The 23,546-nt window shown below is 70.8% G+C and carries 23 protein-coding genes and 1 pseudogene; 11 read left to right on the top strand and 13 right to left on the bottom strand.

Annotation, left to right across the window (positions count from 1 at the left end):
• Window positions 1-75: 75 nt before the first annotated feature.
• The 5 genes from ACGFNV_RS23405 to ACGFNV_RS23385 form a co-directional block, all read right to left on the bottom strand.
• Window positions 76-1,815 (bottom strand): RICIN domain-containing protein, encoded by a 1,740-nt coding sequence (locus tag ACGFNV_RS23405; protein WP_393624908.1) that lies wholly within the window; start codon window positions 1,813-1,815, stop codon window positions 76-78.
• Between the two features lie 52 nt (window positions 1,816-1,867).
• A complete protein-coding gene (locus ACGFNV_RS23400; protein ID WP_393624907.1) occupies window positions 1,868-2,689 on the bottom strand; it encodes a carbohydrate ABC transporter permease in 822 nt (273 codons plus the stop codon).
• Window positions 2,686-3,654, bottom strand: a complete 969-nt coding sequence (locus ACGFNV_RS23395) for a carbohydrate ABC transporter permease (protein WP_393624906.1) — start codon at window positions 3,652-3,654, stop codon at window positions 2,686-2,688. The genes ACGFNV_RS23400 and ACGFNV_RS23395 overlap by 4 nt, the downstream gene beginning before the upstream one ends.
• Window positions 3,655-3,665: 11 nt before the next feature.
• Entirely contained in the window at window positions 3,666-4,910 is a 1,245-nt protein-coding gene (locus tag ACGFNV_RS23390) for an extracellular solute-binding protein (protein WP_393624905.1), read from the bottom strand.
• Between the two features lie 86 nt (window positions 4,911-4,996).
• Window positions 4,997-6,922, bottom strand: coding sequence for a glycoside hydrolase family 127 protein (locus tag ACGFNV_RS23385; protein ID WP_393624904.1), 1,926 nt, complete (start codon window positions 6,920-6,922; stop codon window positions 4,997-4,999).
• A 182-nt stretch (window positions 6,923-7,104) separates the two neighbouring features.
• Here ACGFNV_RS23385 and ACGFNV_RS23380 point away from each other — a divergent pair, with 182 nt between their 5' ends.
• Window positions 7,105-8,145, top strand: a complete 1,041-nt coding sequence (locus tag ACGFNV_RS23380) for a LacI family DNA-binding transcriptional regulator (RefSeq protein WP_393624903.1) — start codon at window positions 7,105-7,107, stop codon at window positions 8,143-8,145.
• 3 nt (window positions 8,146-8,148) lie between these two features.
• On the opposite strand, the gene ACGFNV_RS23375 is transcribed toward ACGFNV_RS23380, so the two are convergent.
• From ACGFNV_RS23375 to ACGFNV_RS23365, 3 genes and pseudogenes are all read right to left on the bottom strand, one after another.
• Entirely contained in the window at window positions 8,149-8,739 is a 591-nt protein-coding gene (locus ACGFNV_RS23375) for a Uma2 family endonuclease (protein WP_393624902.1), read from the bottom strand.
• 1,145 nt (window positions 8,740-9,884) lie between these two features.
• A complete protein-coding gene (locus ACGFNV_RS23370; protein ID WP_393624901.1) occupies window positions 9,885-10,076 on the bottom strand; it encodes a DUF397 domain-containing protein in 192 nt (63 codons plus the stop codon).
• Window positions 10,073-10,381, bottom strand: a pseudogene (locus ACGFNV_RS23365) (Scr1 family TA system antitoxin-like transcriptional regulator); the annotation flags it as partial. The gene ACGFNV_RS23370 and the pseudogene ACGFNV_RS23365, both read right to left, overlap by 4 nt.
• Here ACGFNV_RS23365 and ACGFNV_RS23360 point away from each other — a divergent pair.
• The 3 genes from ACGFNV_RS23360 to ACGFNV_RS23350 all read left to right on the top strand — a co-directional run bounded on the left by ACGFNV_RS23360 (window position 10,374) and on the right by ACGFNV_RS23350 (window position 11,350).
• Complete coding sequence (locus ACGFNV_RS23360) at window positions 10,374-10,496, top strand: hypothetical protein (protein ID WP_393625198.1); 123 nt, start codon at window positions 10,374-10,376, stop codon at window positions 10,494-10,496. The pseudogene ACGFNV_RS23365 and the gene ACGFNV_RS23360 overlap by 8 nt on opposite strands.
• The gene (locus ACGFNV_RS23355; protein WP_393624900.1) at window positions 10,493-10,906 is read left to right on the top strand and encodes a hypothetical protein; all 414 of its coding nucleotides are present in this window, start codon (window positions 10,493-10,495) and stop codon (window positions 10,904-10,906) included. Before ACGFNV_RS23360 ends, ACGFNV_RS23355 begins: the two co-directional genes overlap by 4 nt.
• A gap of 153 nt (window positions 10,907-11,059) precedes the next feature.
• Window positions 11,060-11,350, top strand: coding sequence for a DUF3303 family protein (locus ACGFNV_RS23350; protein ID WP_393624899.1), 291 nt, complete (start codon window positions 11,060-11,062; stop codon window positions 11,348-11,350).
• 14 nt (window positions 11,351-11,364) lie between these two features.
• Here the strand turns inward: ACGFNV_RS23350 and ACGFNV_RS23345 are convergent, their stop codons facing one another.
• From ACGFNV_RS23345 to ACGFNV_RS23330, 4 genes are all read right to left on the bottom strand, one after another.
• Window positions 11,365-12,015, bottom strand: a complete 651-nt coding sequence (locus ACGFNV_RS23345; protein ID WP_393624898.1) for a hypothetical protein — start codon at window positions 12,013-12,015, stop codon at window positions 11,365-11,367.
• Between the two features lie 73 nt (window positions 12,016-12,088).
• Window positions 12,089-14,482, bottom strand: a complete 2,394-nt coding sequence (locus ACGFNV_RS23340) for a dolichyl-phosphate beta-glucosyltransferase (RefSeq protein WP_393624897.1) — start codon at window positions 14,480-14,482, stop codon at window positions 12,089-12,091.
• 299 nt (window positions 14,483-14,781) lie between these two features.
• Window positions 14,782-15,483 (bottom strand): GntR family transcriptional regulator, encoded by a 702-nt coding sequence (locus tag ACGFNV_RS23335; RefSeq protein WP_393625184.1) that lies wholly within the window; start codon window positions 15,481-15,483, stop codon window positions 14,782-14,784.
• A gap of 93 nt (window positions 15,484-15,576) precedes the next feature.
• On the bottom strand, window positions 15,577-16,932 hold the full coding sequence (locus tag ACGFNV_RS23330) for an aspartate aminotransferase family protein (RefSeq protein WP_393624896.1): 1,356 nt from the start codon (window positions 16,930-16,932) through the stop codon (window positions 15,577-15,579).
• 167 nt (window positions 16,933-17,099) lie between these two features.
• On the opposite strand from ACGFNV_RS23330, the gene ACGFNV_RS23325 reads away from it, so the two are divergent.
• From ACGFNV_RS23325 to ACGFNV_RS23315, 3 genes are all read left to right on the top strand, one after another.
• Complete coding sequence (locus ACGFNV_RS23325) at window positions 17,100-17,705, top strand: type 1 glutamine amidotransferase family protein (RefSeq protein WP_393624895.1); 606 nt, start codon at window positions 17,100-17,102, stop codon at window positions 17,703-17,705.
• Window positions 17,702-18,232 (top strand): MarR family winged helix-turn-helix transcriptional regulator, encoded by a 531-nt coding sequence (locus ACGFNV_RS23320; RefSeq protein ID WP_393624894.1) that lies wholly within the window; start codon window positions 17,702-17,704, stop codon window positions 18,230-18,232. The genes ACGFNV_RS23325 and ACGFNV_RS23320 overlap by 4 nt, the downstream gene beginning before the upstream one ends.
• Before the next feature lie 95 nt (window positions 18,233-18,327).
• A complete protein-coding gene (locus ACGFNV_RS23315; protein ID WP_393625183.1) occupies window positions 18,328-20,166 on the top strand; it encodes a protein kinase in 1,839 nt (612 codons plus the stop codon).
• 50 nt (window positions 20,167-20,216) lie between these two features.
• Here the strand turns inward: ACGFNV_RS23315 and ACGFNV_RS23310 are convergent, their stop codons facing one another.
• Entirely contained in the window at window positions 20,217-20,966 is a 750-nt protein-coding gene (locus tag ACGFNV_RS23310; RefSeq protein WP_393624893.1) for an SLATT domain-containing protein, read from the bottom strand.
• A gap of 303 nt (window positions 20,967-21,269) precedes the next feature.
• Between ACGFNV_RS23310 and ACGFNV_RS23305 the strand changes: the two genes are divergently transcribed.
• The 4 genes from ACGFNV_RS23305 to ACGFNV_RS23290 are packed head-to-tail and all read left to right on the top strand — an operon-like array spanning window position 21,270 to window position 23,426.
• A complete protein-coding gene (locus tag ACGFNV_RS23305) occupies window positions 21,270-21,608 on the top strand; it encodes a YbaB/EbfC family nucleoid-associated protein (protein ID WP_133928355.1) in 339 nt (112 codons plus the stop codon).
• A gap of 59 nt (window positions 21,609-21,667) precedes the next feature.
• Window positions 21,668-22,267: a recombination mediator RecR gene (gene recR / locus ACGFNV_RS23300; RefSeq protein ID WP_099930378.1), complete on the top strand. Its 600-nt coding sequence runs from the start codon at window positions 21,668-21,670 to the stop codon at window positions 22,265-22,267.
• Entirely contained in the window at window positions 22,260-22,913 is a 654-nt protein-coding gene (locus ACGFNV_RS23295) for a DUF5063 domain-containing protein (RefSeq protein ID WP_393624892.1), read from the top strand. Before recR ends, ACGFNV_RS23295 begins: the two co-directional genes overlap by 8 nt.
• An 18-nt stretch (window positions 22,914-22,931) precedes the next feature.
• Complete coding sequence (locus ACGFNV_RS23290) at window positions 22,932-23,426, top strand: RidA family protein (RefSeq protein ID WP_393624891.1); 495 nt, start codon at window positions 22,932-22,934, stop codon at window positions 23,424-23,426.
• Window positions 23,427-23,546 lie beyond the last annotated feature (120 nt).

Raw genomic sequence — 23,546 nt, 5'->3', positions numbered from 1 at the left:
CCGGGACGTAGTCTCGGTGCATGCCTGTGCCCCTGGCGGCCGACATCCGCCAGGGGCACAGGTGCCTTTACGGGATCAGCGCGCCGTCAGCTTCCACAGGTGGTCGGCGGTGCCGTTGTCCGTCCACTGGAGGACCTGGGCGCCGGAGGCGGTGCTCATCTGGTCCACGCCGAGCAGCTTTCCGCTGTTGTAGTTGGCGATCTTGTAGAAGCCGTCGCGGGCCGGGATGACCTGCCAGAGGTGGTCGGCGGTGCCGTTGTCGCCCCAGATGAGGGCGGTGCCGCCGTCGGCGGTGCTCATGTTGTTGATGCCGAGCAGCAGGCCGCTCTTCTGGTTGACGATCTTGTAGAGGCCGGAGCCGGCCGCGACCAGCGTCCAGTTCTGATCCGTGCCCGTGGTGGGCGTGGCCTGGACGACCGAGGTGCCCTGGGCGGTGCCCGCGTTGAGGGTGTCGAGGGCGAGGCCGCTGTTCTTGTTGGTGATCTGGTAGCGCCCGGCCAGCGAGGTGTTGGTGCCGCTGGGGGTCACGACCAGGTGGTAGCCGTCGCTGGCGTTCATTGTCACCGGGACGGTGATCGAGCCGTTCGAGACGGTGTAGTCGGCGTCGGAGATGGTGATCGGGCCGGGGGAGGCGGTCGTACGACCGGTGTCCGGGCTGTACTCCAGCTTCACGTGGACCGTGGAGCCGAAGGCCGACAGGGACGACAGGCCGTTCACCGTCACCGCGCAGGAGCCGGAGCAGCCACCCGCGACGACGCTGATCTGGTTGCCGGAGCCGTTGAGGGAGGCGAGACCGTCGATGCCGGTCTGGGCGGGAGGCGTGGTGACGAGCATGTTGCCGGACATGTCGCCGTACCACTTGTACGTCCAGTAGGAACCGTTCGGCGAGGCGCCGGTGTCGGTCAGGGTGTCGCCGAGGGTGCCGTAGTGGTTCCAGAAGGCGAGTTCCGCGTCCCGGATGCCCGCCCGCTCGAACTTGGCGGCGTAACCGATGAGGGCACCGGAGTTGCCCATCTCGGAGGGCGTGCCGTACTCCTCGATGTCGATCGGGCGGGGGCTGATGCCGAGGCTCGACTCCAGCGCGCGGTACGCGGAGACGTGCGCGGCGATGTCCTTGCTGCCCTGGAGCTCGTGCCAGGCGATGACGTCCGGCACCGTGCCGGAGGCCTTCGCGTCGGTGAGGAAGGTGCTCATCCAGGACTGGTTCCAGACCGAGTAGCTCGGGCCCTGGATCGGGGTGGTGGCGTCCTTGGAGCGGACCTCCTTGAAGGTGCGCGCCCACCCCGCGTCGAAGGCGCCCGCGTTGGTGGTGTCCCACGTCCAGTCGGGCTCGTTCCACAGCGCGTACGCGCTGATGTTGGTGGCACCGGAGGACTTCACCGAGGCGACCTGCTTGTCGACCGCCGACAGCCAGTCGCTCCAGCTGACCCACTTGTAGGGGAAGTTCGGGTACCAGTCCGGCATCCGTACGACCACCTTGGCACCGGCGCGGGCCGCCTTCGGCGCCACGACGAGCGCGTCACCGGCGGGGGCGGGCTCACCGTTGGGCAGCTGGGATCCGCCCGGGGCCATCTGTATGAAGGTGTTCGGCTTCAGCGGCGTGACCAGGCTGTCGGCGGGCGTGCTGTTGTCGGCGAGGCCGTAGAGGCTGCCCGTACCGACATGGGTGACCGAGCGCAGGGTCTGGTTGGCGTTGACGACCAGGGTGGTGGAGGAGGTGGGCACCGCCTCGGCCGGGGCTCCGGCGGCGAGGGCGGCGGTGGCGGCCAGGGCGACGACGCCCAGGACGGCGGTCGACGATCTTGTGCGGCTCATGACAGGGAGTTCTCCTCGGAGGGAGGCAATGGAGAGGGGAGGGGCGGGGCTGTCAGTCCTTGACCGCGCCCGCGGTCACACCCGCGGCCACGTAACGCTGGGCGAGGACCAGCAGGACTGCCGCCGGGACGGAGGCGACGACGGCGGTGGCCATGATCGCGTTCCACTCCTGGTTGTTGTTGCCGATGTACTTGTAGATGCCGAGGGTGATCGGCCTCAGGTCGCCGCCGCCGTCCAGGGTGTTGGCGAAGACGAAGTCGGACCAGGCCCACAGGAAACTGAAGAGCGAGACGGTCACCAGCGCGTTGCGGCTCACCGGCAGGACGACCGACCAGAAGGTGCGGAACGTGCCCGCGCCGTCGATGCGGGAGGCGGCGATCAGCTCGCCGGGGATGCCCGACATGAACGCCGTGAAGATCATGACGCCGAACGGCACGGCGATCGTGGAGTCGGCGACGATCAGGCCCCACCAGGAGTTCAGCAGGCCCAGGTCGAGGAAGATGCCGTAGAACCCCATCGCCATGACGATGCCGGGGATCATCTGGGCGATCAGCAGCACCAGGCCGAGGGCACCGCCGCCGCGCGGGCGCAGCTTCGCCAGCGAATAGCCGGCGGGGGCGGCGAGCAGCAGGGTGAGCGCGACCGTGCCTAGACCGATGAGCAGACTCGTCCCCAGATAGGGCAGCTGGTCGTCCAGGACGGCCCGGTAGCCCTCGAAGGTCGGGTGCAGCGGCAGCAGGTCGGGCGGGTTCTTGCGCATGTCCTGCTGCGGGGTGAGGGACACGTTGATCATCCAGTACACCGGGAACAGCATCAGCGCGGTGAGGAGGAGACCGATGACGGTGTAGCGGCGGGAACCGGTGGGCGACTTCACGCTTCCTGCCTCCTCTGGACGCGGATGTACAGCAGGCCGAAGACGAGGGCGATGAGGATGAGCAGATTGCCGACGGCGGCGCCCGGGCCGAACTTCGGCAGCAGCGTGCCGAACCCGAGCTGGTACGACCAGGTCGCCAGGGTCGAGGAGGCGTCCCCCGGCCCGCCCTTGGTCATGATCCAGATCAGGTCGAACACCTTGAGCGTGTAGACGAGCCCGAGCAGCAGCGTGATCGCCGACACCGGCCGCAGCAACGGGAAGGTGATCCGCCGGAATACCTGCCAGGCGCTCGCCCCGTCCAGGGACGCCGCCTCGTACAGCTCCGCCGGGATGTTCTGCAGCCCGCTGTAGAGGATGACCAGGTTGAACGGGATCCCGATCCAGATGTTGGCCACGATCACCGAGGTCAGCGCCCAGTCCGGCGAGGTGAGCCAGCCGACCGCGTCCACCCCGAAGAAGTGCAGGAAGTAGTTCACCACCCCCGACTCGCTGTTGAACATCCACGACCACGTCGACGCCGACACGATCAGCGGCAACAGCCACGGGATCAGGAACAGCGCCCGCAGCGTCGGGGCGAGCCGGAAGTGCCGGTTGAAGAAGACCGCGAGGGCGAGACCGATGACGTACTGGAAGGCGATCGACACGAAGGTGAAGACCATCGTGTGGCGAAGCGCCGGACCGAACGTCGGGTCGTCGAGGACCTTCTGGAAGTTGTCCCAGCCGGAGAAGGGCGCGTCCCCCGCCACGAAGGAGCGGACGGTGTAGTCGCGCAGGCTCAGGTCGAGGTTGCGGTAGAGGGGATAGAGGTAGAAGGCGGCGAGGTAGGCGATCAGCGGGGCGACGAAGGCGAGCGCGGTCAGCCGGCTCCGACGCCGCTGCCTGCGGTGCGGCGACAGGGCGTCGGGGCCACTCGCCTTCGCCACCGCGTGCGCCCTCCGCGGACGGTCGACGCGGGCGATGGTCATCTGTGTCGGCCTCAGTTCTTCTGCGCGCTCGCCTGCGCCGTGTCCATCGCGGCCTGCGGGCTCTTGCTGCCGGAGAGCGCCGCCTGCACGGCCGTCCACATCGGCTGGGAGATCGTCGGGTACTTGGTGCCGAGCCCGCCGCTGGTACGGCCACGGGCCGCGGCCACCGCGTCCACCCACGGCTTCAGCTTCGGGTTCTGCTTGACCTGCTCGGCCTGGACGGCGGCGGTGGGCGCGACGTACGTCAGCGTGGTGTCGCTGGCCAGGAGGTTGGCGTCGTTGGTCAGACAGGTCACGATCTTCTTGCTGACGTCGTAGCGCGCGGTGTCCTTCTGCACGGGCACGGTGACGAACTCGCCGCCCGTCGGCACCGGCGCCGAACCGCCGTTCTGTCCCGGGACGTTGATGATGCCGTAGTCGAAGCCGGTCTTGTCGGCGTTGCCGAGCTGCCAGGTGCCGTTCTCGCCGAACGCGTAGTCGCCGGTGGCGAACTCCTGCCAGCTGGTGGTCTGCGTGTTCTGCAGGACGTCCTTGGGCGCCAGCCCCTCGTCGACCCACCCCTTCCACAGCGACAGCGCGGCCACGCCCTTGGCGGAGTTCAGCTTGGTGAGGTCACCGCCCGCGCCCCAGAACCAGGGCAGGAACTGGAAGCTGCCCTCCTCCGTGTTGATCGCGGAGAAGGTGATGCCCTTCTTCCCGGCCGCCTTGACCTTCTTCAGCGCCGCCGTGAGCGAGTTCCAGTCCTTGATGGACGCCGGGTCGACGCCCGCCGCCGACAGCACCTTCTTGTTGTAGTAGAGGGCGAGCGTGTTGGCGCCGATCGGCACCCCGTACGCGGAGCCGTCGATCTCGCCCGCGCCGATGATGTTCTTCTGGATCGACTTCGTGTCCAGGCCCAGGTCGCTCGTCTTGTTGAGGATCCCCGCCTCCACCAGCGTCGAGACGACCGGGTTGTCGACCATCATCACGTCGGGCGCGTTGCCCTGCTGGGCGGCCAGCAGCGCCTTGTTGCCCAGGTCGGTGGTGTCGTAGGCGGTGCGCTTGACCGTCACCCCGGCCTTCGTCCCGCACTCGGCGACACGCTTGCCCCACGGGGAGGAGGCGTCGAACTGCGGATACGGGTCCCAGAAGGTGTACGTCCCTCCGGACGCGTCGGTGGATCCCGAGGAGTCGGAGCCGCCTCCACAGGCGGTGAGGGAGGTGAGCGCGCCGACGACGGTGAGCGCGGCGATGACTGTGCGGCGGGTGGGTATCACGGGGCTGACCTCGATGTTCGTAGGGCGAGGGTGTGAGGAGGGTCAGGAGTGAGGGGCAGGAGGGTCAGGAGGGAGGGTCAGGAGGGTCAGGACGTGGGCAGCCAGACGCGCATGCTGCCGTCTTCGCGGTTGGCCCAGGCGTAGTAGGGGATGGCGGTCAACTCGACGGGCTCGCCGTGTTGTTGGACCGAGGTGCCGGAAGAGCTCTCGGAGGAGGGGCCGACGGGGCTGTACGGCCACCACCCGCGGTCCGGGATGTGACGCCGGCGGCCGGCGGCCACGACGGTGGTCACACCACCGAGCAGGTCGGGCCGGTGCTTCACGGCGAGCGGGCGCGTGGTGTCGACGACGATGTCGTCCAGGCCGCCACCCGGGTGGTCGACCTGCTCAAGGCAGTACACGAGCGGCCCGCGCTCGATCGCCACGCAACCGCGTACGGCGTCCACGCGCGGGTCGGCGGCGGTCAGGCGCGGCTCCATCCCGAGCTCCAGGACGACCCGGTCACCGGGCGTCCAGGTCCGCTCCAGCCGCAGCCAGCCGTCCTCCACGGGACCGTCGTACGACTCCTCCCCGCACCGCACCCGCACGTCCCGGCACCACTGCGGGACGCGCAGGGAGAGGGTCCAGGGCTGCTCGGCCGGGGTCTCCTCGACGGTGAGGGCGATGGTGCCGTGCCAGGGGTAGTCGGTCTCGCAGCGGACGGTCACCCCCGGGGCGCCGGTGTAGCGGGCGTTGACGTACTGGTGGATCTGGAGGCCGCCGTCGGCGTCGGTGCTCGCCAGGTAGTGCTCCAGCGAGGCCAGCAGCCGCATGACGTTGGGCGGGCAGCAGGCGCAGCGGAACCAGCGGGTGCGGCGGGCCGACTGGTCGCCGCCGGGGTCGGTGTGGCCGTCGCGGACCTGGAGCGGGTTGACGTACAGCCAGCGCTCGCCGTCGAGGGAGACGCCGGCGAGGAAGCCGTTGTACAGGGTCCGCTCGATCAGGTCGGAGTAGCGGGCCTCGCCGGAGAGCAGGGCCATGCGCCAGCTCCACTGGACGGAGGCGATGGCGGCGCAGGTCTCGCAGTACGCGCGCTCGTTGGGCAGCTCGTACGGATCCCCGAAGTCCTCCTCGTCGTGATGGGCGCCGAGGCCGCCGGTGAGGTGGGTCTTGGTGGTGGTCATGGCGTGCCACAACCGCTCGGAGGCGGTGCGGAGTTCTTCCTCCCCGGTCTCGGTGGCGAGGTCGGCGGCAGCGGCCAGCAGGTACAACTGCCGTACGGCGTGCCCCTCCACGTCGGTCGCCTCGCGCACCGGGACGCGGTCCTGGCAGTAGGCCTCGCCGCCGAGCAGGCCGTGGCCGTGCCGGTCGACGAAGTAGGCGGCGAGGTCGAGGTAGCGGCGCTCGCCGGTCTCCCGGTAGAGCTCGACCAGGGCGGTCTCGACCTCCGGGTGGCCGTCGATGCCGTCGAGGGGCTTGCCGCTGCCGGGGAGACCGAAGACGGAGTCGACCTGGTCGGCGAACTTGCGGGCCACGTCGAGGAGTTCGTCCCGCCCGGTGGCCCGGTGGTGCGCGACGGCGGCCTGGATCAGATGCCCCGCGCAGTACAACTCGTGCCCCCAGCGCAGGTCCTGGTACTGCTCACCGCCCTTGACCAGCTGGAACCAGGTGTTGAGGTAGCCGTCGGGCTGCTGGGCGCCGGCGACGAGGCCGATGATCCGGTCGACGTGGGCTTCGAGGTCCGGGTCGGCCTCCTGCGCGAGCTGCCAGGCCGCGGCCTCCAGCCACTTGTAGACGTCCGTGTCCACGAAGGGGTACGCGCCCTGGAACTCACCCTCAGTCGTGCCCGCGGCGAGCCGCAGGTTGTGCAAGTTGCCCGCGGACTCCAGCAGTTCGGGGCCCTGGGGGATGGAGGTGCGGGCGTTGACCTCACGCCGGTCGAGCCAGAAGCCCGCGTCGATACCGACGACGGCGGGACGCAGGGCGGCGCGGGCGCCGGGGCCGAGGCGGACGGGGCCGATGGTGTGGGACATGGTTCTCCGAGGGAGGGGAGCGTGTTTGAGCAACCGTTTTCCTGAGCGAGAAGTAGAGGGCAGCGGCGCATTGCGGTCAAGAGTCGCGGCAAGGAATTTTTCGACTTTCCCAGGGACTGGCGCACCGTTGCGGTGCCTGTCACGATGAGCCGCACCATTGCCGAAGAGGAAAAGGTTTGCTCGTGACCCCTGCCGCAGGTGCTCCAGGCTCTCCCCCCACCGGCCGGGCCAAGCTCGCCGACGTCGCCGCGCTCGCGGGCGTCAGTGTGGGCACGGCCTCGAAGGCGCTGAGCGGCGCCGGCCGGATGCGCCCGGAAACCCGGCAGCGAGTGCTGGACGCGGTGGCCACCCTCGGCTTCCGCCCCAACCAGCACGCCCAGAGCCTGCACACCGGCCGCAGTTGGACGGTCGGCTTGATGACCACCGACGGCATCGGCCGCTTCAGCACCCCGGTCCTCCTCGGCGCCGAGGACGCGCTCGGCGCCGGCAAGATCTCGGTCCTGCTGTGCGACACCCGCGGCGACGCCATCCGCGAACAGCACCACCTGCGCAACCTCATGGACCGGCGCGTCGACGGCATCATCGTCACCGGCCGCCGCACGGACGCCCGCCCGCCACTGACCGGCATCACGGGCCTTGAATCCATCCCGGTCGTCTACGCGCTGTCCCCGTCGACCGACCCCACCGACACCTCGGTCGTCTCCGACGACAGGGGCGGCGCCCAACTCGCCATGGACCACCTCCTGTCCACCGGCCGCACCCGCATCGCCCACGTCACCGGCCCCGAACACCACGCCGCCGCCCGCGACCGCGCCCGCCACGCGGTGGACCACCTGAAGGCGTCCGGCCTCGGCCTGTCCACCGGCCGCGTCCACTACGGCGAGTGGAGCGAGGCATGGGGCCGCCGCGCCGCCGACGCTGTCCTGCGCACGGCCCCCGACACCGACGCGTTCTTCTGCGGCAACGACCAGATAGCCCGCGGGGTCGCCGACGTGTTGCGCGAACGCGGCGTGGGCGTACCCGGTGACATCGCGATCGTCGGCTACGACAACTGGGACACGATGGCACTGGCGAGCCGGCCTCCGCTCACCACGATCGACATGAACCTCGCGGAGATCGGCCGCATCGCGGCACTGCGCCTGCTGGAGGCGATAGAGGACGTCGACGCGACCCCTGGGGTGCGGTCGGTGCCGTGCCGGTTGGTGGTGCGGGAGTCGACCTGAGGGTCAGCTTTTGGCGGGGGCCTGGAAGCCGGTGGTGTCGAGGGTGCAGCTGAAGGGGGCGGGCATGTCGAGTTTCTCGCCGAAGGGCTTGCTGCAGCGGGCCTTGTACCCCTCGGCGGACGGCTCCCAGAGCACCGTGGCCTTCTCCTCCTGCATGTCGAGGATCAGGTAGACGGGGACGCCGGCCTTGGCGTAGGTCTCGACCTTGTCGCTGAGGTCCTCGTCGCGAGTGGCGGAGGAGGTCAGCTCGGCGACGAAGGTGAGGGCTTCGCCGTCCAGGCGGTTGCTTGTGGTCCGGCTGGCTTGTCGGTCCACGACCTGGATGTCAGGGCCATAAGCGCGCTCTGCACCTGGGAAGACGTAGAAGCACGGACCATAGGTGATCCGTTGCCCCTCGGGCAGATGGGGTCGCAACTGATCGCAGACCAGATCCATGACGTCGAGGTAGTACCCCTGCGACCACGGCGATATGACGATGTTCCCCCTGATGATCTCGGCCTTGTAGCCGTCCAGCACGTCCAGCCTGTCGAGGTCGTTCAGCAGGTCCTCGAAGCTGGGGGGTTCGGTGCTGCTCATCGTCGGTCGCTGAGCCATCAACGTCATGATGCGCCCTCTCCCCCAAGGCTGGCCAGTCGCCACTCAGCGTATCCGCGCGCTCACGGCAGGTCAGGCCCTGTTGATGTTCTAAGGGCGCCGCGCCGGGGTGATGGCCCACTGGTGAGGTGGCCGTGGGGACCGCCCGCTTCTCTGCCAGTGTCGTGCTTCCACGCCCCGCCTCAAGGGCGCTTCGCGTCGGCTGTCGCCGATCGGCCTCCGGCCGCCCCTTGACCCGGGCCGCTCCAGCACGGGTGAGAAGCGAGCGAGCGGCCCGGAAAGACGGGTGGCCGAGCGGCGCCGTCCCCTTGAGTTGGTTGGGTCGCGGACCGGGACTGGGGAGCGCGCTCGCGCCTCGCCTGCACGCCGGGTCGGCTCAGCGGCGAGCGGTGGGTGGGTGGTGCGCACTCGCGCAGTCTGGACGCCGAGTGGGTTTTGCGTCTGCGGCTGGCGGGAGTGAGGCGCACCGTGCGAGTGGCGGCACGCCGGGTCCGGCTCAGCGGCTCACGCTCAGCGGGCGGTGCGGGCCGGCAGGGTGGCAGCACACCGGCCGACTCGGCGGCTCCCGGCAACGTGCTTTGGCACAAACCCTCCGACGCCGACCACTTGAGGCGTCCCACCGCCCCAACACGCCTGTCCGGCTCACCGATTGGCAGACCTGTGCCACCCTAGGCAGGCAAACCCGCTAGCCCCCGGCCCCGGCCCCACACCAGCGCCCGCTGGCGGCGCACCGCTGAACTCACCCGGCGCCTCACCACCCGCCCGTGCGTACGACCCCCACGGGCCGAAAGCCGCTGAGCCGACCCGGCGTCCATGCGAGGTGCGAGCGCGCTCCCCTGTTCCGGCCCACAACCCAACCGACCCAGGGGGGCGGCACCGCTGGACCACCCGTTTTTCCGGGCCGCTCGCTCGCTTCTCACCCGTGCTGGAGCGGCCCGGGTCAAGGGTGGCCCGGAGGGCCATCGGCGACAGCCGACGCGTAGCGCCCTTGAGGCGGGGCGTGGAAGCACGACACTTGCAGAGAAGCGGGCGGCCCCCACGGTCACTGGGAAGCGTAGGGGAGTGGAGACACCGCCCATACGGCCACTCTTCGGGGACGGGACATCGGCACCCTGAACATCGGCATGTAGGCGCGGGCCGGGAACTCAACAGCGCGTAGACCCAGACCCGCTGAGAAACGCGGACCAGGCTTCGCCGGAGACGGTGAGGGTGGGACCGTCGGGGGTTTTGGAGTCGCGGAGGTGGATGGTGTCGGTGGTGTCGTGGGCGGCTTCCAGGCATTCGCCGCCGGCGCTGCTGCTGTAGCTGGACTTGAACCAGCGCAGGTTGCTGTTCACTGGTGTCCTCCTGCCAACTGTTCAATAAGGCCCAGCGATTCGCGCGGGCCAAGGGCCTGTGAGCGGATCTGCGCATACCGCTGTGCGTATGTCGTCACCTTTGCGGGGTCCCCCACCAGCATGCTCTCGTCCTGGGCTTCCAGATGGACGAGGCGTTCATGTTCTGGGGTTTCCACCAGTGCCATGTCGCCACGGTCCCCGAAGTGCACCCCGCTCAGCCCGCAGTCCAAGGGCAGTACCTGAAGGGTGACGTTGCGGCGCCGTGCGCACTCGGCGAGGTGCAGCAACTGCTGACGCATGATCTCGACGAAGGCGTACTGCGAGACGCACTTCGGGGTGACGCTCACGGACGAGGATCACGACCGGGTGGAGAAGGTCTGGCAGGACCTTGAGGCCGGTCGGCCCGTGGACAGCCTGTGAGCGCCGGGAAGGCCGGCTCGACCGGTGTCGTCTTCGACGAGTCGGCGCTGCTGGCGCTGGGCTCGGGCAACTCGCTCGCCTCGCAGTTCGTCGCGAACACCGAGCACGGGCCGACCCGGCACGTGTACGTCCCCGCGCTCTGCCTGGCCGCAGCCGACGGCATGCGCAAGGGGCTCACGGAGCATGTCGGCGCCCTGCCGGCCGTTGAGATCGTCGAGCTGGACTTCGCCGGTGCGTCCACCGTGGGTGCGCTGCTGCGGGGCGGGGTGGAGTGGCGGCTCGGCCATGCGGTCCACCTGTCCCGTCCGACCGTCGACTGGCCGGACGGGCGGCATGTGGTGACCGTCGACCCCGAGCTGTACGCCGACATGCCTCTCGTGCGCACGATCAGGCTGCCGCACCAGCGCTGAACCGAAGGAGGTGAGGGGCGCCCGGCCGGCGAGCGCCCCTCACCTTCCCCTCACGGGGATAATCGCGACAAACAGGCATATTCTGAAGCCCTAGAAGGCCATGGCCCTGCCCTGCCATGAGCCTGCCGCCTCGGTTCGAGGAGGGTGGATGCGATGCGCGTGATGATGAAGGCCGAGCTCGACACGGAGAAGACGAACGACCTGATCCGCAATGGGAAGATGCCGCAGATCGTCCAGGAGGCGATGGAGCACATCCATCCGGAGTCTTCCTACTTCACCGTCGACGAGGGACAGCGCACGATGTTCTTCGTCTTCGACATGCAGGACACCTCCACCATGCCGGCGATCGCCGAGCCCTTCTTCATGCAGATGGGGGCGAAGATCGACTACACGCCGGTCATGAACCTCGACGACCTCCAGAGGGGACTCGCCGAACTCCGCTGACCGGACGGCAGCCCTCAGCTGAAGATGATCATCGACCCCTGCGCCAGACTCCGCGTCGCCGCCGCGTGCAGTCCCAGCCACACGTGGCGTTCGCGGGCGAAGGGGCTGGGGTCGTACGGGGCGGGGACGGCCGGCTCCTCCAACTCCGTGGGGGCCGACGGGGGGTTCGGAGGGGCCGGGGGGTTCGCGGGGTCGATGCCGATCGACTGGGCCACGTACTCCAGTTCCCGGAGCAGGGCCTGGGACGAGCCCAGTGGGCCGCCGCCCGCGAGGAGTTCGTCGTTGGAGAGGGGCTGCGGGAAGTCGACGGGGACGTACGCGCCCGCGTGGTCGTAGTGCCAGACCAGGTGGGACTGCTGGGCCGTCGACTCGAACATCTCCAGGAGCTGTTCGTAGTCCCCGCCCAGCTCGTCCACCGGCGTCACCGGCAGCCCGCACACCTGGAGCAGATAGGCGCGGCGCAGGAAGTGCAGGGCGTCGTAGTCGAAGCCGGCCACCGGGGCGACGTCGCCGGAGAGGCCCGGCATGTACTGGTACACCGGCACGGGCGGGAGTCCCGCCTCGGCCAGCACCTTGTTGTACTGCGCGAGTTCCTCGGCGAACGGGTTGTCCGGGGTGTGGCACAACACGTCGACGAGCGGTACCAGCCACAGGTCACAGGCCAAAAGAGGCTCCTCACTCAGCGCGCGGCACGGTCCTGGAAACGGGTGGAAAGAGCCTAGTCGGTGCGGCCCGGGATCAGCTCCCCTCGTGCAGATCCCATACCCACACACCGTCCACCCATTTACCTGGACGGCCCACCAGCTTTCGTACGACTTCCCGCAGGGGCCCGTCGTTGGGCTGCGGGGCCAGCACCAGCACGCCCGCCTTCCAGTGCGCGAGGTCACGGGCCGCCTCCTCCCGCGCGCTCGCGGTGATCGCCGGGACGTCGCCCGTGTAGCGCACGGTCCGCAGCAGGTCGGCGGTGTAGCGCAGGGGCGCGCCGTAGACGCCGGTGCGGTCGTCGCCGAAGGGGCCGTTGAAGTAGCCGCCGGGCATACGGAAGCCGAGGCCGGCCGCCGTCTGCCAGTGCAGGGCCTCCGCGGCGCCCGGATCGGGCAGCGGCACCGGCACGAGCGCCTCGCCCTCCCGGACGTACCCCTTCCAGGTCCCCTCGGCGTAGAAGGCGGGCACCTCGGCGCGGTCCACGGCCTTGAGCGGGGCGGGGACCAGGGGGAGCAGGGCGAGACAGACGGCCAGCAGACCGATGTACTGCGTGCTCAGCTTCCGGGTCGCCGCCAGCCGGCCGACCGCGACGGCGAGCAGCATGCCCAGCACGGGCGCGCAGATCATCGCGACCCGGCTCTCGATGACCGACTCGAACAGGGGGCGGTCGGCGAGCAGGGCCCAGGGGCCCGGCAGCACGGTGTCCGTGAGGGGGACCGGGATCCGGGGGCCGAGCGACAGGACCGCCGCGCCGACCGCCGTGAACGCCAGCGCCCTCACCAGGGTGCGCTCCCACAGTCGTACGGTGATAGCGAAGGCGAGGAGGGCCAGCGGCCAGCCGTAGAAGGCGTTCTGCTCGGTGGGGTTGATGGAGAGGGCGTCCGCTCGGTGCGCGTCGCCCGCGAGCAACGAGCGTTCGGCGAAGGAGAGCAGGGCCATCGGGCTGTTGGCCGCGTTGTCGCCGTGCAGGATCGCGTCGTAGCTCTGCGGGCCGCGGAACTGCCACAGGAGGGGGTAGCAGATCAGGGGGAGGCAGACCGCCGCCGCGACGGTCAGGCCGCGTAGCAGGGGGCGCCATGTCGCTCGTACCACTTCGGGGCGTACGACCGCGTAGGCGACGGCGAAGAGGAGCATCCCCAGCGCCGCCAGCAGCAGGGTCTCCTCGCCCAGGAACACCTGGTAGGCCGCCATCAGGCCGAGGATCACCGCGTCCCGGGTCACCCGGGTGCCCTCGCACAGGCGCAGGGCGCGGTCGATGATCAGCGGGACCATGAAGAGGATCACGAAGTTGGGGTGCGCGTTGGCGTGGCTGACCATCGGCGGGGCGAAGGTGGCCAGCGTGGCGCCGAGGAAGGCGGCGGCGCGCTGTCGTACGACCCGTCTCACGATCAGCCAGTACCAGGCGGCCGCGGTGGCGGCGAGGCCCAGCGTCATGCAGAGGCTCAGTGACACCGCCGGGCCGAAGAGCTGCGTGATCGGGGTGAACGGCACGGACAGGCCCAGCATGACCGTGTTGGCCATGAGGTTCACGCCCTCCGGGAAGCCCTGGAGGTCGGTGAAGAAGGGGTTGCGCAGGTGGGCGACGTTGTCGGCCGTCACCGCGAAGAACCACTCCCACTGGTTCTGGTCCTGGAGGGAGTCGGGCAGGTAGCGGTGGTCCGGGTCGAGGACGCGGCCGGAGTACAGCGCCACGGACATCAGCAGGAAGAGCACGGCGGCGACGAGGTCCGCCGGGCCGAGGGGGCGGATGCGGATGCGGGCGAGGTCGGCGAGGACGCGGAGGTAGTCCCAGGGGCGCACCTTGGAGCCGGGCTGGTGGGACCAGTGCACCGGGACCTCGGCGACCGGCCAGTCGGCGCGGTGGAAGTGGTGCAGCACCTCGACGTCTATGCCCCAGCGGTTGAGGCGGGAGGCGGCGAACGCCTCGCGGGCCTTGTCGCCGTCGAACAGCTTGAAGCCGCACTGGGTGTCGCGTAACCCGGGGACCACCGTCCGGCGTATCAGGAGGTTGCCGGCCCGGCCGAGCAGCTCGCGCATCCGGTGCTGACGGTTGTCCTGGGTCGCGCCCGGCATCGCGCGGGAGCCGATCGCCGCCGCGTGCCCGTCGGCGAGCGTCCGGTCGAGCTGGTCCAACTCCTCGATGGGGGCGGCCAGATCGGCGTCCGTGACCAGCAGGAGGCGGCCCCGCGTCACGGCGGCGCCCCGGCGCAGGGCGCTGCCCTTGCCCCGGTTGCGGGGGCTCACGACCAGCTGGACGCGGGGGTCGCGGCGGGCCACGACGACCTCGCGGGTGGCGTCGGTGGAGCCGTCGTCGGCGACGACGATCTCCCAGGTGGACCAGCGGTCCGCGTGGTCGTTCAGGTACGCGGTGACCGCGTCGAGGGTGCGGACGAGCCGCTGCTCCTCGTTGTAGGCGGGGATGAGCACGGAGAGGTCGACGGCGGGCCGCCCACCGGAGAGGTTCGGCCACGAATCGCGGGACCGACTCGTCCGAAGCGCGTCGGACGGGCGCGGGCGCGGGAGCGGCGCGCCGGACGCGCTCGTCCGCGATGTGCCGGACCCGTTCGTCTGCGTCGTGCCGCATCCGTTCGTCTGCGTCGTGCCGGATCCGTTCGCCTGTGTCGTGCCGGACCCGCTCCTCCGCGATACGCCGGACACGCTCACGCTCGGTGTCCCGGGCATGTTCCTCCCGCCGGCCGCCTTCTCGGCCGGCGACTGCGTCCCGCTCACTCCGCCGCCAGCCGCTCGATCAGCGCCAGCGATTCCGCGCTGTACGCGGAGATGATCGCGCGGGCGGCGGGGATGTCGCGGCCCGCCAGGGCGTCGACCAGTTCGGTGTGGCCGGACCACAGGTGGCCGCGCAGATCGGTCAGGCGGCACAGGTGCTGCACCGCGCAGGCCCAGCACTGCAGGCGCAGCCGGTGCAGGAAGTCGGCGAGGTAGGGGTTGCCGAAGAGGGCGGCGAGCTCGCGCCAGAACCGCAGGTCGTAGCCGATGAGGACGGTCAGGTCGCCGGCCGCCGCGGCCCGCTGGGCCTCGTCGCCGCGTCGGCGCACGCCCGCGACGGCGGCGGCGATCCGGGGGTCGTCCGGGTCCCGGAACCGCTCGGGCCCCGCCGCCAGGGCGTGGAACATGCCCTCGATGATCAGGTCGCGGGCCTCCAGCATGCCTTGGTAGTCCTCGACCGAGTACTCGTGCACGTGGAAGCCGCGGTGCTGGTCGGCCTCCAGGAGGCCCTGGGCGGAGAGATCCACCAGGGCCTCGCGGACGGGGGTCGCGGAGACGCCGTACTGCTCGGCGATCTCCTTCACCGTGAACTCCTGGCCCGGCTTCAGTCGCCCCGCCAGCACCTCGTCACGGAGCGCGTCGGCGATCTGCTGCCGCAGGGTGCTGCGGGTCACGGCGCCGTTGCCGCTGGAGCCGGGCATGGTCGGGGCGTCTCCCGTCGCGTAGGGGGTGGCGTACATCCATATGTACGAGCACGCCACCTTACGCGTTCGACTGCGCCCCGAACCCGCCAACTACACCGTGTGCTCGTCGGCCACCGACAACGCCGTGTCGAGCGCCGCGAGGCCCTCCTTCAGCTCCGCCTCGCTCACGTTGAGCGGCGGTACGACGTGGGTGCGGTTCATGTTCACGAACGGCCAGATGCCGTGCTTCTTGGCGGCGGCGCCGAAGGCGGCCATCGGTGCGTTCGCCTCACCGGCCGCGTTGTACGGCACCAGCGGCTCGCGTGTCTCCCGGTTCCGCACCAGGTCGAGCGCCCAGAACATGCCGACCCCGCGCACCTCGCCCACGCTCGGGTGCCGCTCCGCCAGCGCCCGCAGCGCGGGCTCGACGACGGACGCGCCGAGCCTCGCCGCGTTCTCGACGATGCCCTCCTCGGCCATCACATTGATCGTCGCCACGGCCGCCGCGCAGGCCAGCGGATGCCCGGAGTACGTCAGCCCGCCGGGGTACGGCCGCGTGGCGAAGGTCTCGGCGATCGCCGCGGAGATGGCGACACCGCCGAGCGGCACGTAGCCGGAGTTCACGCCCTTCGCGAAGGTCATCAGGTCCGGTACGACGTCGAACAGGTCGGCCGCGAACCACTCACCGGTCCGCCCGAAGCCGGCCATGACCTCGTCAAGGATGAAGACGATGCCGTACTTGTCGCAGATCTCGCGGACCCCGGCGAGATAGCCCGGCGGCGGCACCATGATCCCGGCCGTGCCCGGGATGGTCTCCAGGATGATCGCTGCGATCGTGCCCGGCCCCTCGAAGGCGATCGTCGTCTCCAGGTGCTCGAGCGCCCGCGCGCACTCCTGCTCCTCGGTCTCCGCGTAGAAGCGGGAGCGGTAGAGGAAGGGCGCCCAGAAGTGCACGACACCGGCGGAGGCGCTGTCGGAGGCCCAGCGGCGCGGGTCGCCGGTCATGTTCACGGCCTGCTGCGTACCGCCGTGGTAGGAGCGGTACGTCGAGAGCACCTTGGCCCGCCCGGTGTGCAGCCGCGCCATGCGCACGGCGTGCTCCACGGCGTCGGCGCCGCCGTTGGTGAAGAAGATCTTGTCGAGGTCGCCGGGTGTCCGCTCGGCGATCAGCCGGGCCGCCTCGGAGCGCGCCTCGATGGCGAAGGCGGGCGCGAACGTCGTCATCGTCGCGGCCTGTTCCTGGATCGCGGCGACGACCTTCGGGTGCTGGTAGCCGATGTTCGTGTAGACGAGCCCGCTGCTGAAGTCGAGGTAGCGCTTGCCGTCGTAGTCCCAGAAGTACGACCCCTCGGCGCCGGCGACGGCGAGCGGGTCGATGAGCTCCTGGGCGGACCAGGAGTGGAAGACGTGCGCACGGTCCGCGGCCTTCACGGCGGCGCCGGCCTGGGGATTGGGCTGAGGGGTCATGCGGGTGAGCGTAAATGTCCGCGATGCGGAAACGGAATCGGCGTCCTGTCTGTGGGTGGGGGGTTTCCGCGACAGGTTGTCGAAGAAGCTGTGCCATTGACAGCTTACTGTCGAAATGACAGCGTGTTGTCATAATGGAAGAGGGTTGAAGGTTCGAGGAGGCAGTCATGATCCGCAAGCCCGTCCATCACGCCGTCTACGACACCTACGCCGACTGGGAGACCGGCCACGCCACCGCCCACCTCGCCCGCGCCGGGTACGAGGTGCGCACCGTCGGCCCGTCCACCGAGCCCGTCCGCAGCATCGGCGGCCTGCGCGTCCAGCCCGACCTCGCCCTGGACGCCGTACGACCGCAGGACAGCGCACTGCTGATCCTGCCGGGCGCCGATCTGTGGGACGCGGGGCAGGAGTTGGCGCCCTTCGCGCGCACGGCGCGGGAGTTCCTCGACGCCGGTGTCCCGGTCGCCGCGATCTGCGGGGCCACCGCCGGGCTCGCCCGCGAGGGCCTGCTCGACGACCGGGACCACACCAGCGCGGTCTCCTTCTACCTGGCCGCGAACGGCTACGGCGGCGGCGAGCGGTACGTCGACGCGGACGCCGTGAGCGACCGGGGCCTGATCACCGCCGGGCCCACCGAGCCCGTCGCGTTCGCCCGGGAGATCCTGCACCTCCTCGGGGTGTACGACGGTGAGGTCCTGGACGCCTGGTACCGGCTGTTCCACGACTCCGACGCGGAGGCCTGCGCCGTACTGGAAAAGGTGGCCGGGCGGTGAGCCGTGAGCGTCAGGACCTGTTCAGCCGTAGCGCGCTCGGTGTCTTCCGACTGAACGGCCAGTTCCTCGCCGTCGCCGAGGAACTGGCCCGGCCGGCCGGGCTCACCGCCGCGTGGTGGCAGGTGCTCGGCGCGGTGCTGCGCGAGCCGCTGTCCGTTGCCGGGATCGCGCGGGTCATGGGCATCACCCGGCAGAGCGTGCAGCGCATCGCCGATCTGCTCGTGGACCGCGGCCTGGCCGAGTACCGCCCCAACCCCGCCCACCGCCGCGCCAAGCTGCTCGCGCCGACCGAGGAGGGCCGGGCCGCCGTCGCCCGCATCGGCCCCGGGCACGCGGCCTTCGCCGACCGGCTCGCGGAGGCGTACGGGAAGGCGTGCGGGGAGAAGTCGGGGGAGGAGGGCGGGGACGAGTCCGACAAGGCGGCCTGGAATGCGCTCGGCGACGCCGAGCTCGCGGCGGCGGTGCGGGTGCTGGAGCGGCTGTCGGCGGTGCTGGAGGAGCTCGGGCCCCCCGTTACCGAACCGTAGGAAGACCGGCGTCCACCTGCGAGGATCCCCGCATTATTCTCGGTCCGTCCAGGCCCGGGAGGGCGGGGGGAGAGGGCGGGGCGATGGGGATGGCCATGGGGGCGCTGGGGCCGGGGGACCCGCAGCGCGTCGGGGCGTACCGGCTGCTCGCGCGGCTCGGGGCGGGCGGGATGGGGCAGGTGTACCTCGCCCGGTCGGAGCGGGGCCGGACCGTCGCCGTGAAGCTGGTGCGCCCGGAACTGGCCGAGCGGGAGGAGTTCCGGGCCAGGTTCCGCCGGGAGGTGCGGGCCGCCCGACGGGTCGGCGGGCACTGGACGGCGCCGGTGCTGGACGCGGACACCGAGGCCGTCGTGCCGTGGGTCGTCACCGGGTACGTCGCCGGGCCCAGCCTCCAGCAGGTCGTCGGCCAGGACCACGGCCCGCTGCCCGAGCGGACGGTACGGATCCTCGCCACCGGACTCGCCCACGCGCTCACCGACATCCACGCCGCCGGGATCGTCCACCGCGACCTCAAGCCGTCCAACGTGCTGATGACCATTGACGGGCCGCGCGTCATCGACTTCGGCATCGTGCGGGCGCTGGAGACGGTGACGGACGGGGTCGTGGAGACCCTGATGGACGGCGGCCTCACGCACACCGGCGCCATGATCGGCTCGCCCGGCTTCATGGCGCCCGAGCAGGTGCGCGGGGAGCCCCTCACACCCGCGTGCGACGTCTTCTGCCTCGGCTCGGTCCTCGCGTACGCCGCCACCGGCAGGCTTCCCTTCGGCTCCCCCGACAGCGGGGCCCACGCCCTGATGTTCGGCATCGTGCAGAAGGAACCCGACCTGACCGGTGTGCCCGAGGGCATCGCCGACCTCGTCCGCGCCTGCCTGCGCAAGGATCCCGCCGCCCGCCCCTCGCTCGCCCGCGTCCTGGACGTCACCGGCGCCCAGGACACGGCCACCGACGGCCGCTTCCGTGAGCCGTGGCTGCCGAGCGCGCTGGTCGCCCAACTGGGGCGGCACGCGGTGCGGTTGCTGGAGACGGAGGGGCCGGAGGGGCCGGAGCGGCGGGAGGGGGTGGAGGAGGCGGTGCGGGCGCGGGGAGAGTCGGGCGCCGCCGTGCAGGGCGCGGGGCACGATCCGGCCCCCGAGGCCACCCCGGAACACGCCCCCGCCTCCGACGACATCACCATCCCCGGCCGCGCGAGCGCCCCGGGTGAGCCGAGTGGCAACGGCCACCCCCAGCAACCCGCCATCGGGTCCTGGAACGACCAGCCCGGCCCGGCCGACGCCTGGAACCCGCCGCCGTATCCGCCGTACGTCCTGACCACCCCCTACCCCGCCACGGACTACGGCCCCGCGGAAACCCTGGAACCCCAGCGCCGCAGCGGCCGTTCCACCGCGTTCCTCGTGACCGCCGCCGTGATCGTCGCGCTCGCCGCCGGCGGCTCGGTGTACGCGCTGATGGACGGCGACGCCACCCACGCGCCGGGCCCGAGCGCGCCCCGCACGGCCACCGCTCCCACGCCGCACACGGACCCGTCCGCCTCAACCGGCCCCACGACCTCCGAACCGGCCCCCACGCCCACACCCACCGATGTCACGATCCCCGCCGCCTACCTCGGCACCTGGACCGCGACCTTCGACAACGGCGGCGGCAGCAACACCCGCCAACTGACCATCAGGCAGGGGAAGGTGGGCGAGACCGTCCTCACCCTGGTGGCCGACGGCTCGGCCGAAAGCGGCGCCTACCACTGCGAGTTCACGGCCACTCTGGCCGAACAACCGTCCGCCGACGGCCCGTTGTTCATCGGCGCGTCCACCGTCACCTCCGGCCACCCCCGCTCCTCCTGCAACCCGGGCGCCCCCACCGAAATCACCCTGCTGCCCGACGGCAGGCTCCAGCGCGCCAACCCCGGCACCGGGAAGCTGACGTACACCAGGCGGTGAACGCACGGGGAACTTCGGGCGGGTCGCCCGGGCCCCGGCTCGGGCGTCGCTCAGCGCGGCTCCGGCGGTCGCTGCCGGGGCATGTTCGGCCGGGCCCCGTTGGCCGGTGGAATGGAGAACCGTCCGTGTCCGCCCGCGGTGTCCTGCCGTACGCCGGAGGACAGCGCGCCCTGGATGCCCATGGGCGCGCACCCCGTGCGGAACTCCACCATCCAGTCGGCGGTCTCCACCCGCACCAGCTCCGTCACGTCCTCGGAGAACCGGCGCAACACCCCGAGACACCGCTCCGTCGCCTCGCTGGCGGTGCCCTCCGCCGGTCCCAGCACCTCCCGCACGCTCTCCGACGCCCAGTCGAACTGGAGGACCTGAAGCCGCCGCTGCACGGCCTGCGCCGTGGCGACGTCCCTTATCCATCCGGACGTGACCCCGAAGAACCGGTCGACGGCCATGCAGGCGACGGCGGTCATCAGCGCGAGGTACCCCCAGGGCGCGACCCCGCCCACCACCCCGGTCAAATCCAGCAACGGCAGTGACGCCCCCGCCACCGCGCCCGCCGCGGCCCCGCCCCGCAGGACCCGCGCCCCCCGCCGCTTCCACACCCGGTCGGCGAGGTACCAGGCCGCGGTCTCCAGCGCTCCGCGCTCCACCCACCGGTACAACTCGTCCAGCCGTTCCGCTGGCTCCGCCCAGTCGCCGAGCGGAAACACCCGCCCGGTCAGATCGCCCGGCCGCAGCCCGGCCGCACCCTCACCCCGCCCGTCCTGAGGTGGACCCTCGGGCTGCATCTCCGGCTGACCCACCCGGCACTCCCTACCTGATCCGACCGATCACGCTGCGTGACAACGTGAAACAGCGTGACACCGTGACACCGTGCACATGGTGAACCGTCACACGGTGACGCCTGATGCTGATGCGCCGCACCCTTCCTACCGCCCAATGGGTGGCGAAGGAGTAGCTTTCATCGCTTTTCCGCCCGGAAGGGGGCCTTGGTCGGGTATACGTCCTGATGCTCGACTCACTCGAAAGAGTGCCGGGGCGACGGCTCCGTCGAACACGTAGGCTCGTGCTGAACGGGAAAACCCGTACAGACGGAGGAGCTGATCGTGATCCCCGGTGGTGGCCAGCCCAACATGCAGCAGCTGCTGCAGCAGGCTCAGAAGATGCAGCAGGACCTGGCGAACGCGCAGGAGGAACTCGCGCGGACCGAGGTCGAGGGACAGGCCGGCGGCGGCCTGGTGAAGGCGACCGTCACCGGTTCCGGAGAGCTGCGTTCCCTGCAGATCGACCCGAAGGCGGTGGACCCCGAGGACACCGAGACCCTCGCGGACCTGGTCGTCGCGGCCGTCCAGGCGGCGAACGAGAACGCGCAGACGCTCCAGCAGCAGAAGCTGGGCCCGCTCGCCCAGGGGCTGGGTGGCGGCATCCCCGGTCTGCCTTTCTAAGAGGGCCGTCGGCCAACTACGGTACGCACTGAAGGAACCTCAGGAAGGACGGCAGTCCGTTGTACGAAGGCGTGGTCCAGGACCTCATCGACGAGTTGGGGCGGCTGCCCGGCGTCGGTCCCAAGAGCGCCCAGCGGATCGCCTTCCACATCCTGCAGGCGGAACCGACGGACGTACGGCGCCTCGCGCAGGCCCTGATGGAGGTCAAGGCGAAGGTCCGCTTCTGCGCGACCTGCGGCAACGTGGCACAGGAGGAGCTGTGCAACATCTGCCGTGACAGCCGCCGCGACCCCTCGGTCATCTGTGTCGTGGAGGAGCCGAAGGACGTGGTGGCGATCGAGCGCACGCGGGAGTTCCGCGGCCGCTACCACGTCCTGGGCGGCGCGATCAGCCCGATCGAGGGTGTAGGACCAGATGATCTGCGCATTAGAGAACTGTTGGCCCGCCTGGCCGACGGAACGGTCACCGAACTGATTCTGGCCACGGACCCGAATCTGGAGGGGGAGGCGACGGCGACGTACCTCGCCCGCATGATCAAGCCCATGGGCCTCAAGGTCACCCGCCTGGCCAGCGGCCTCCCGGTGGGTGGCGACCTGGAATACGCGGACGAGGTGACTCTCGGCCGCGCCTTCGAGGGGAGACGACTCCTAGATGTCTGACGCCACGCTGCACGCGACCGAGCGGAACCCGGACGACTTCGCGGTCCAGATCGCGGATCAGGTCGAAAGCTTCCTGGTAGCGGTCACCGAGATCGCGAAGGGCGACGAGCCGGATTCGGCGGTGCCCTTCCTTCTCCTGGAGGTCTCCCAACTCCTCCTGGCCGGCGGCCGTCTCGGCGCCCACGAGGACATCGTCCCCGACGAGCGCTACGAGCCCGACCCGGGCCCGGAGGCGGACGTGGACGAGCTCCGCGAGAACCTCGCCCGCCTGCTGGAACCGATCGACGTCTACTCCGAGGTCTTCGACCCGTACGAGCCCCGCAAGGCCCCCGTACCGGCCCGCATCTCCGACGACCTCACCGACGTCATCTCCGACCTCCGCCACGGCATGGCCCACTACCGCGCCGGCCGCACCTCCGAGGCCCTGTGGTGGTGGCAGTTCTCCTACTTCTCCAACTGGGGCACCACCGCCTCGGCCACTCTGCGCGCCCTCCACTCCGTCCTCGCCCACGTCCGCCTCAACCAGCCCCTCGAGGAACTCGACGGCCTCGACACCGACCAGGGCATCGGCGACGACACGCTGGAGTTCGAGGCGGGCAGGGTGATGGCGGAGGAGATCGGCGGGAGGCTGGGGCAGGCGAAGTAGGCCGGGCGGAGCGCGGCGATGAGCGCCGGACGTCCCGCTCTGTCCGCTCTGACCGTTCGCTTGGCGGAGCTGGGCCTCGTCCTGCCGGATGTCAGCGCGCCCAAGGGCGTCTACGCCCCTGCGGTGCGCAGCGGCCTCCATGTCATGGTCTCCGGTCAGGTGCCGCTCGCGAACGGCACGCTCGTGGCCACCGGCCGGGTCGGGGACGGTGTGACCCTCGCGGAGGCGTACGCGCTCAGTCGGCGGTGCGCGCTGGCCGCCCTGGCCGCGGCGGACTCCGTGGCGGGCCGGGCGGCCGTGGTGGGCGTGGTGAAGGTGGTCGGATACGTGGCGTCAGCCGACGGCTTCATCCAGCTCCCCGGCGTCGTGGACGGGGCCAGCGAGCTCTTCCTCTCGGTCTTCGGGGAGGCCGGACGGCACGCCCGCAGCGCGGTCGGCGTCGCCCGGCTGCCGCTGGACTCGCCCGTCGAGATCGACGTCCTCTTCGAGGTGGCCGAGCGGGACGCCGACTGAGCGCTAGGGCCTGTTGCGAAAGTGGCGTCGTCGCCCGAAGGGCGGCCGCGCGGCGTCCGGTGCGTGCTCTCGGCGTGCCGCCCGGAAGCCCTCGTACTGGGCGTACTCGGGCTTTCGGGC

The sequence above is a fragment of the Streptomyces sp. NPDC048751 genome (assembly GCF_043198595.1).
Classification (GTDB): domain Bacteria; phylum Actinomycetota; class Actinomycetes; order Streptomycetales; family Streptomycetaceae; genus Streptomyces.
Note: the sequence above shows the minus strand (reverse complement) of the source record. Positions and strands in the feature narration are given on the sequence as shown.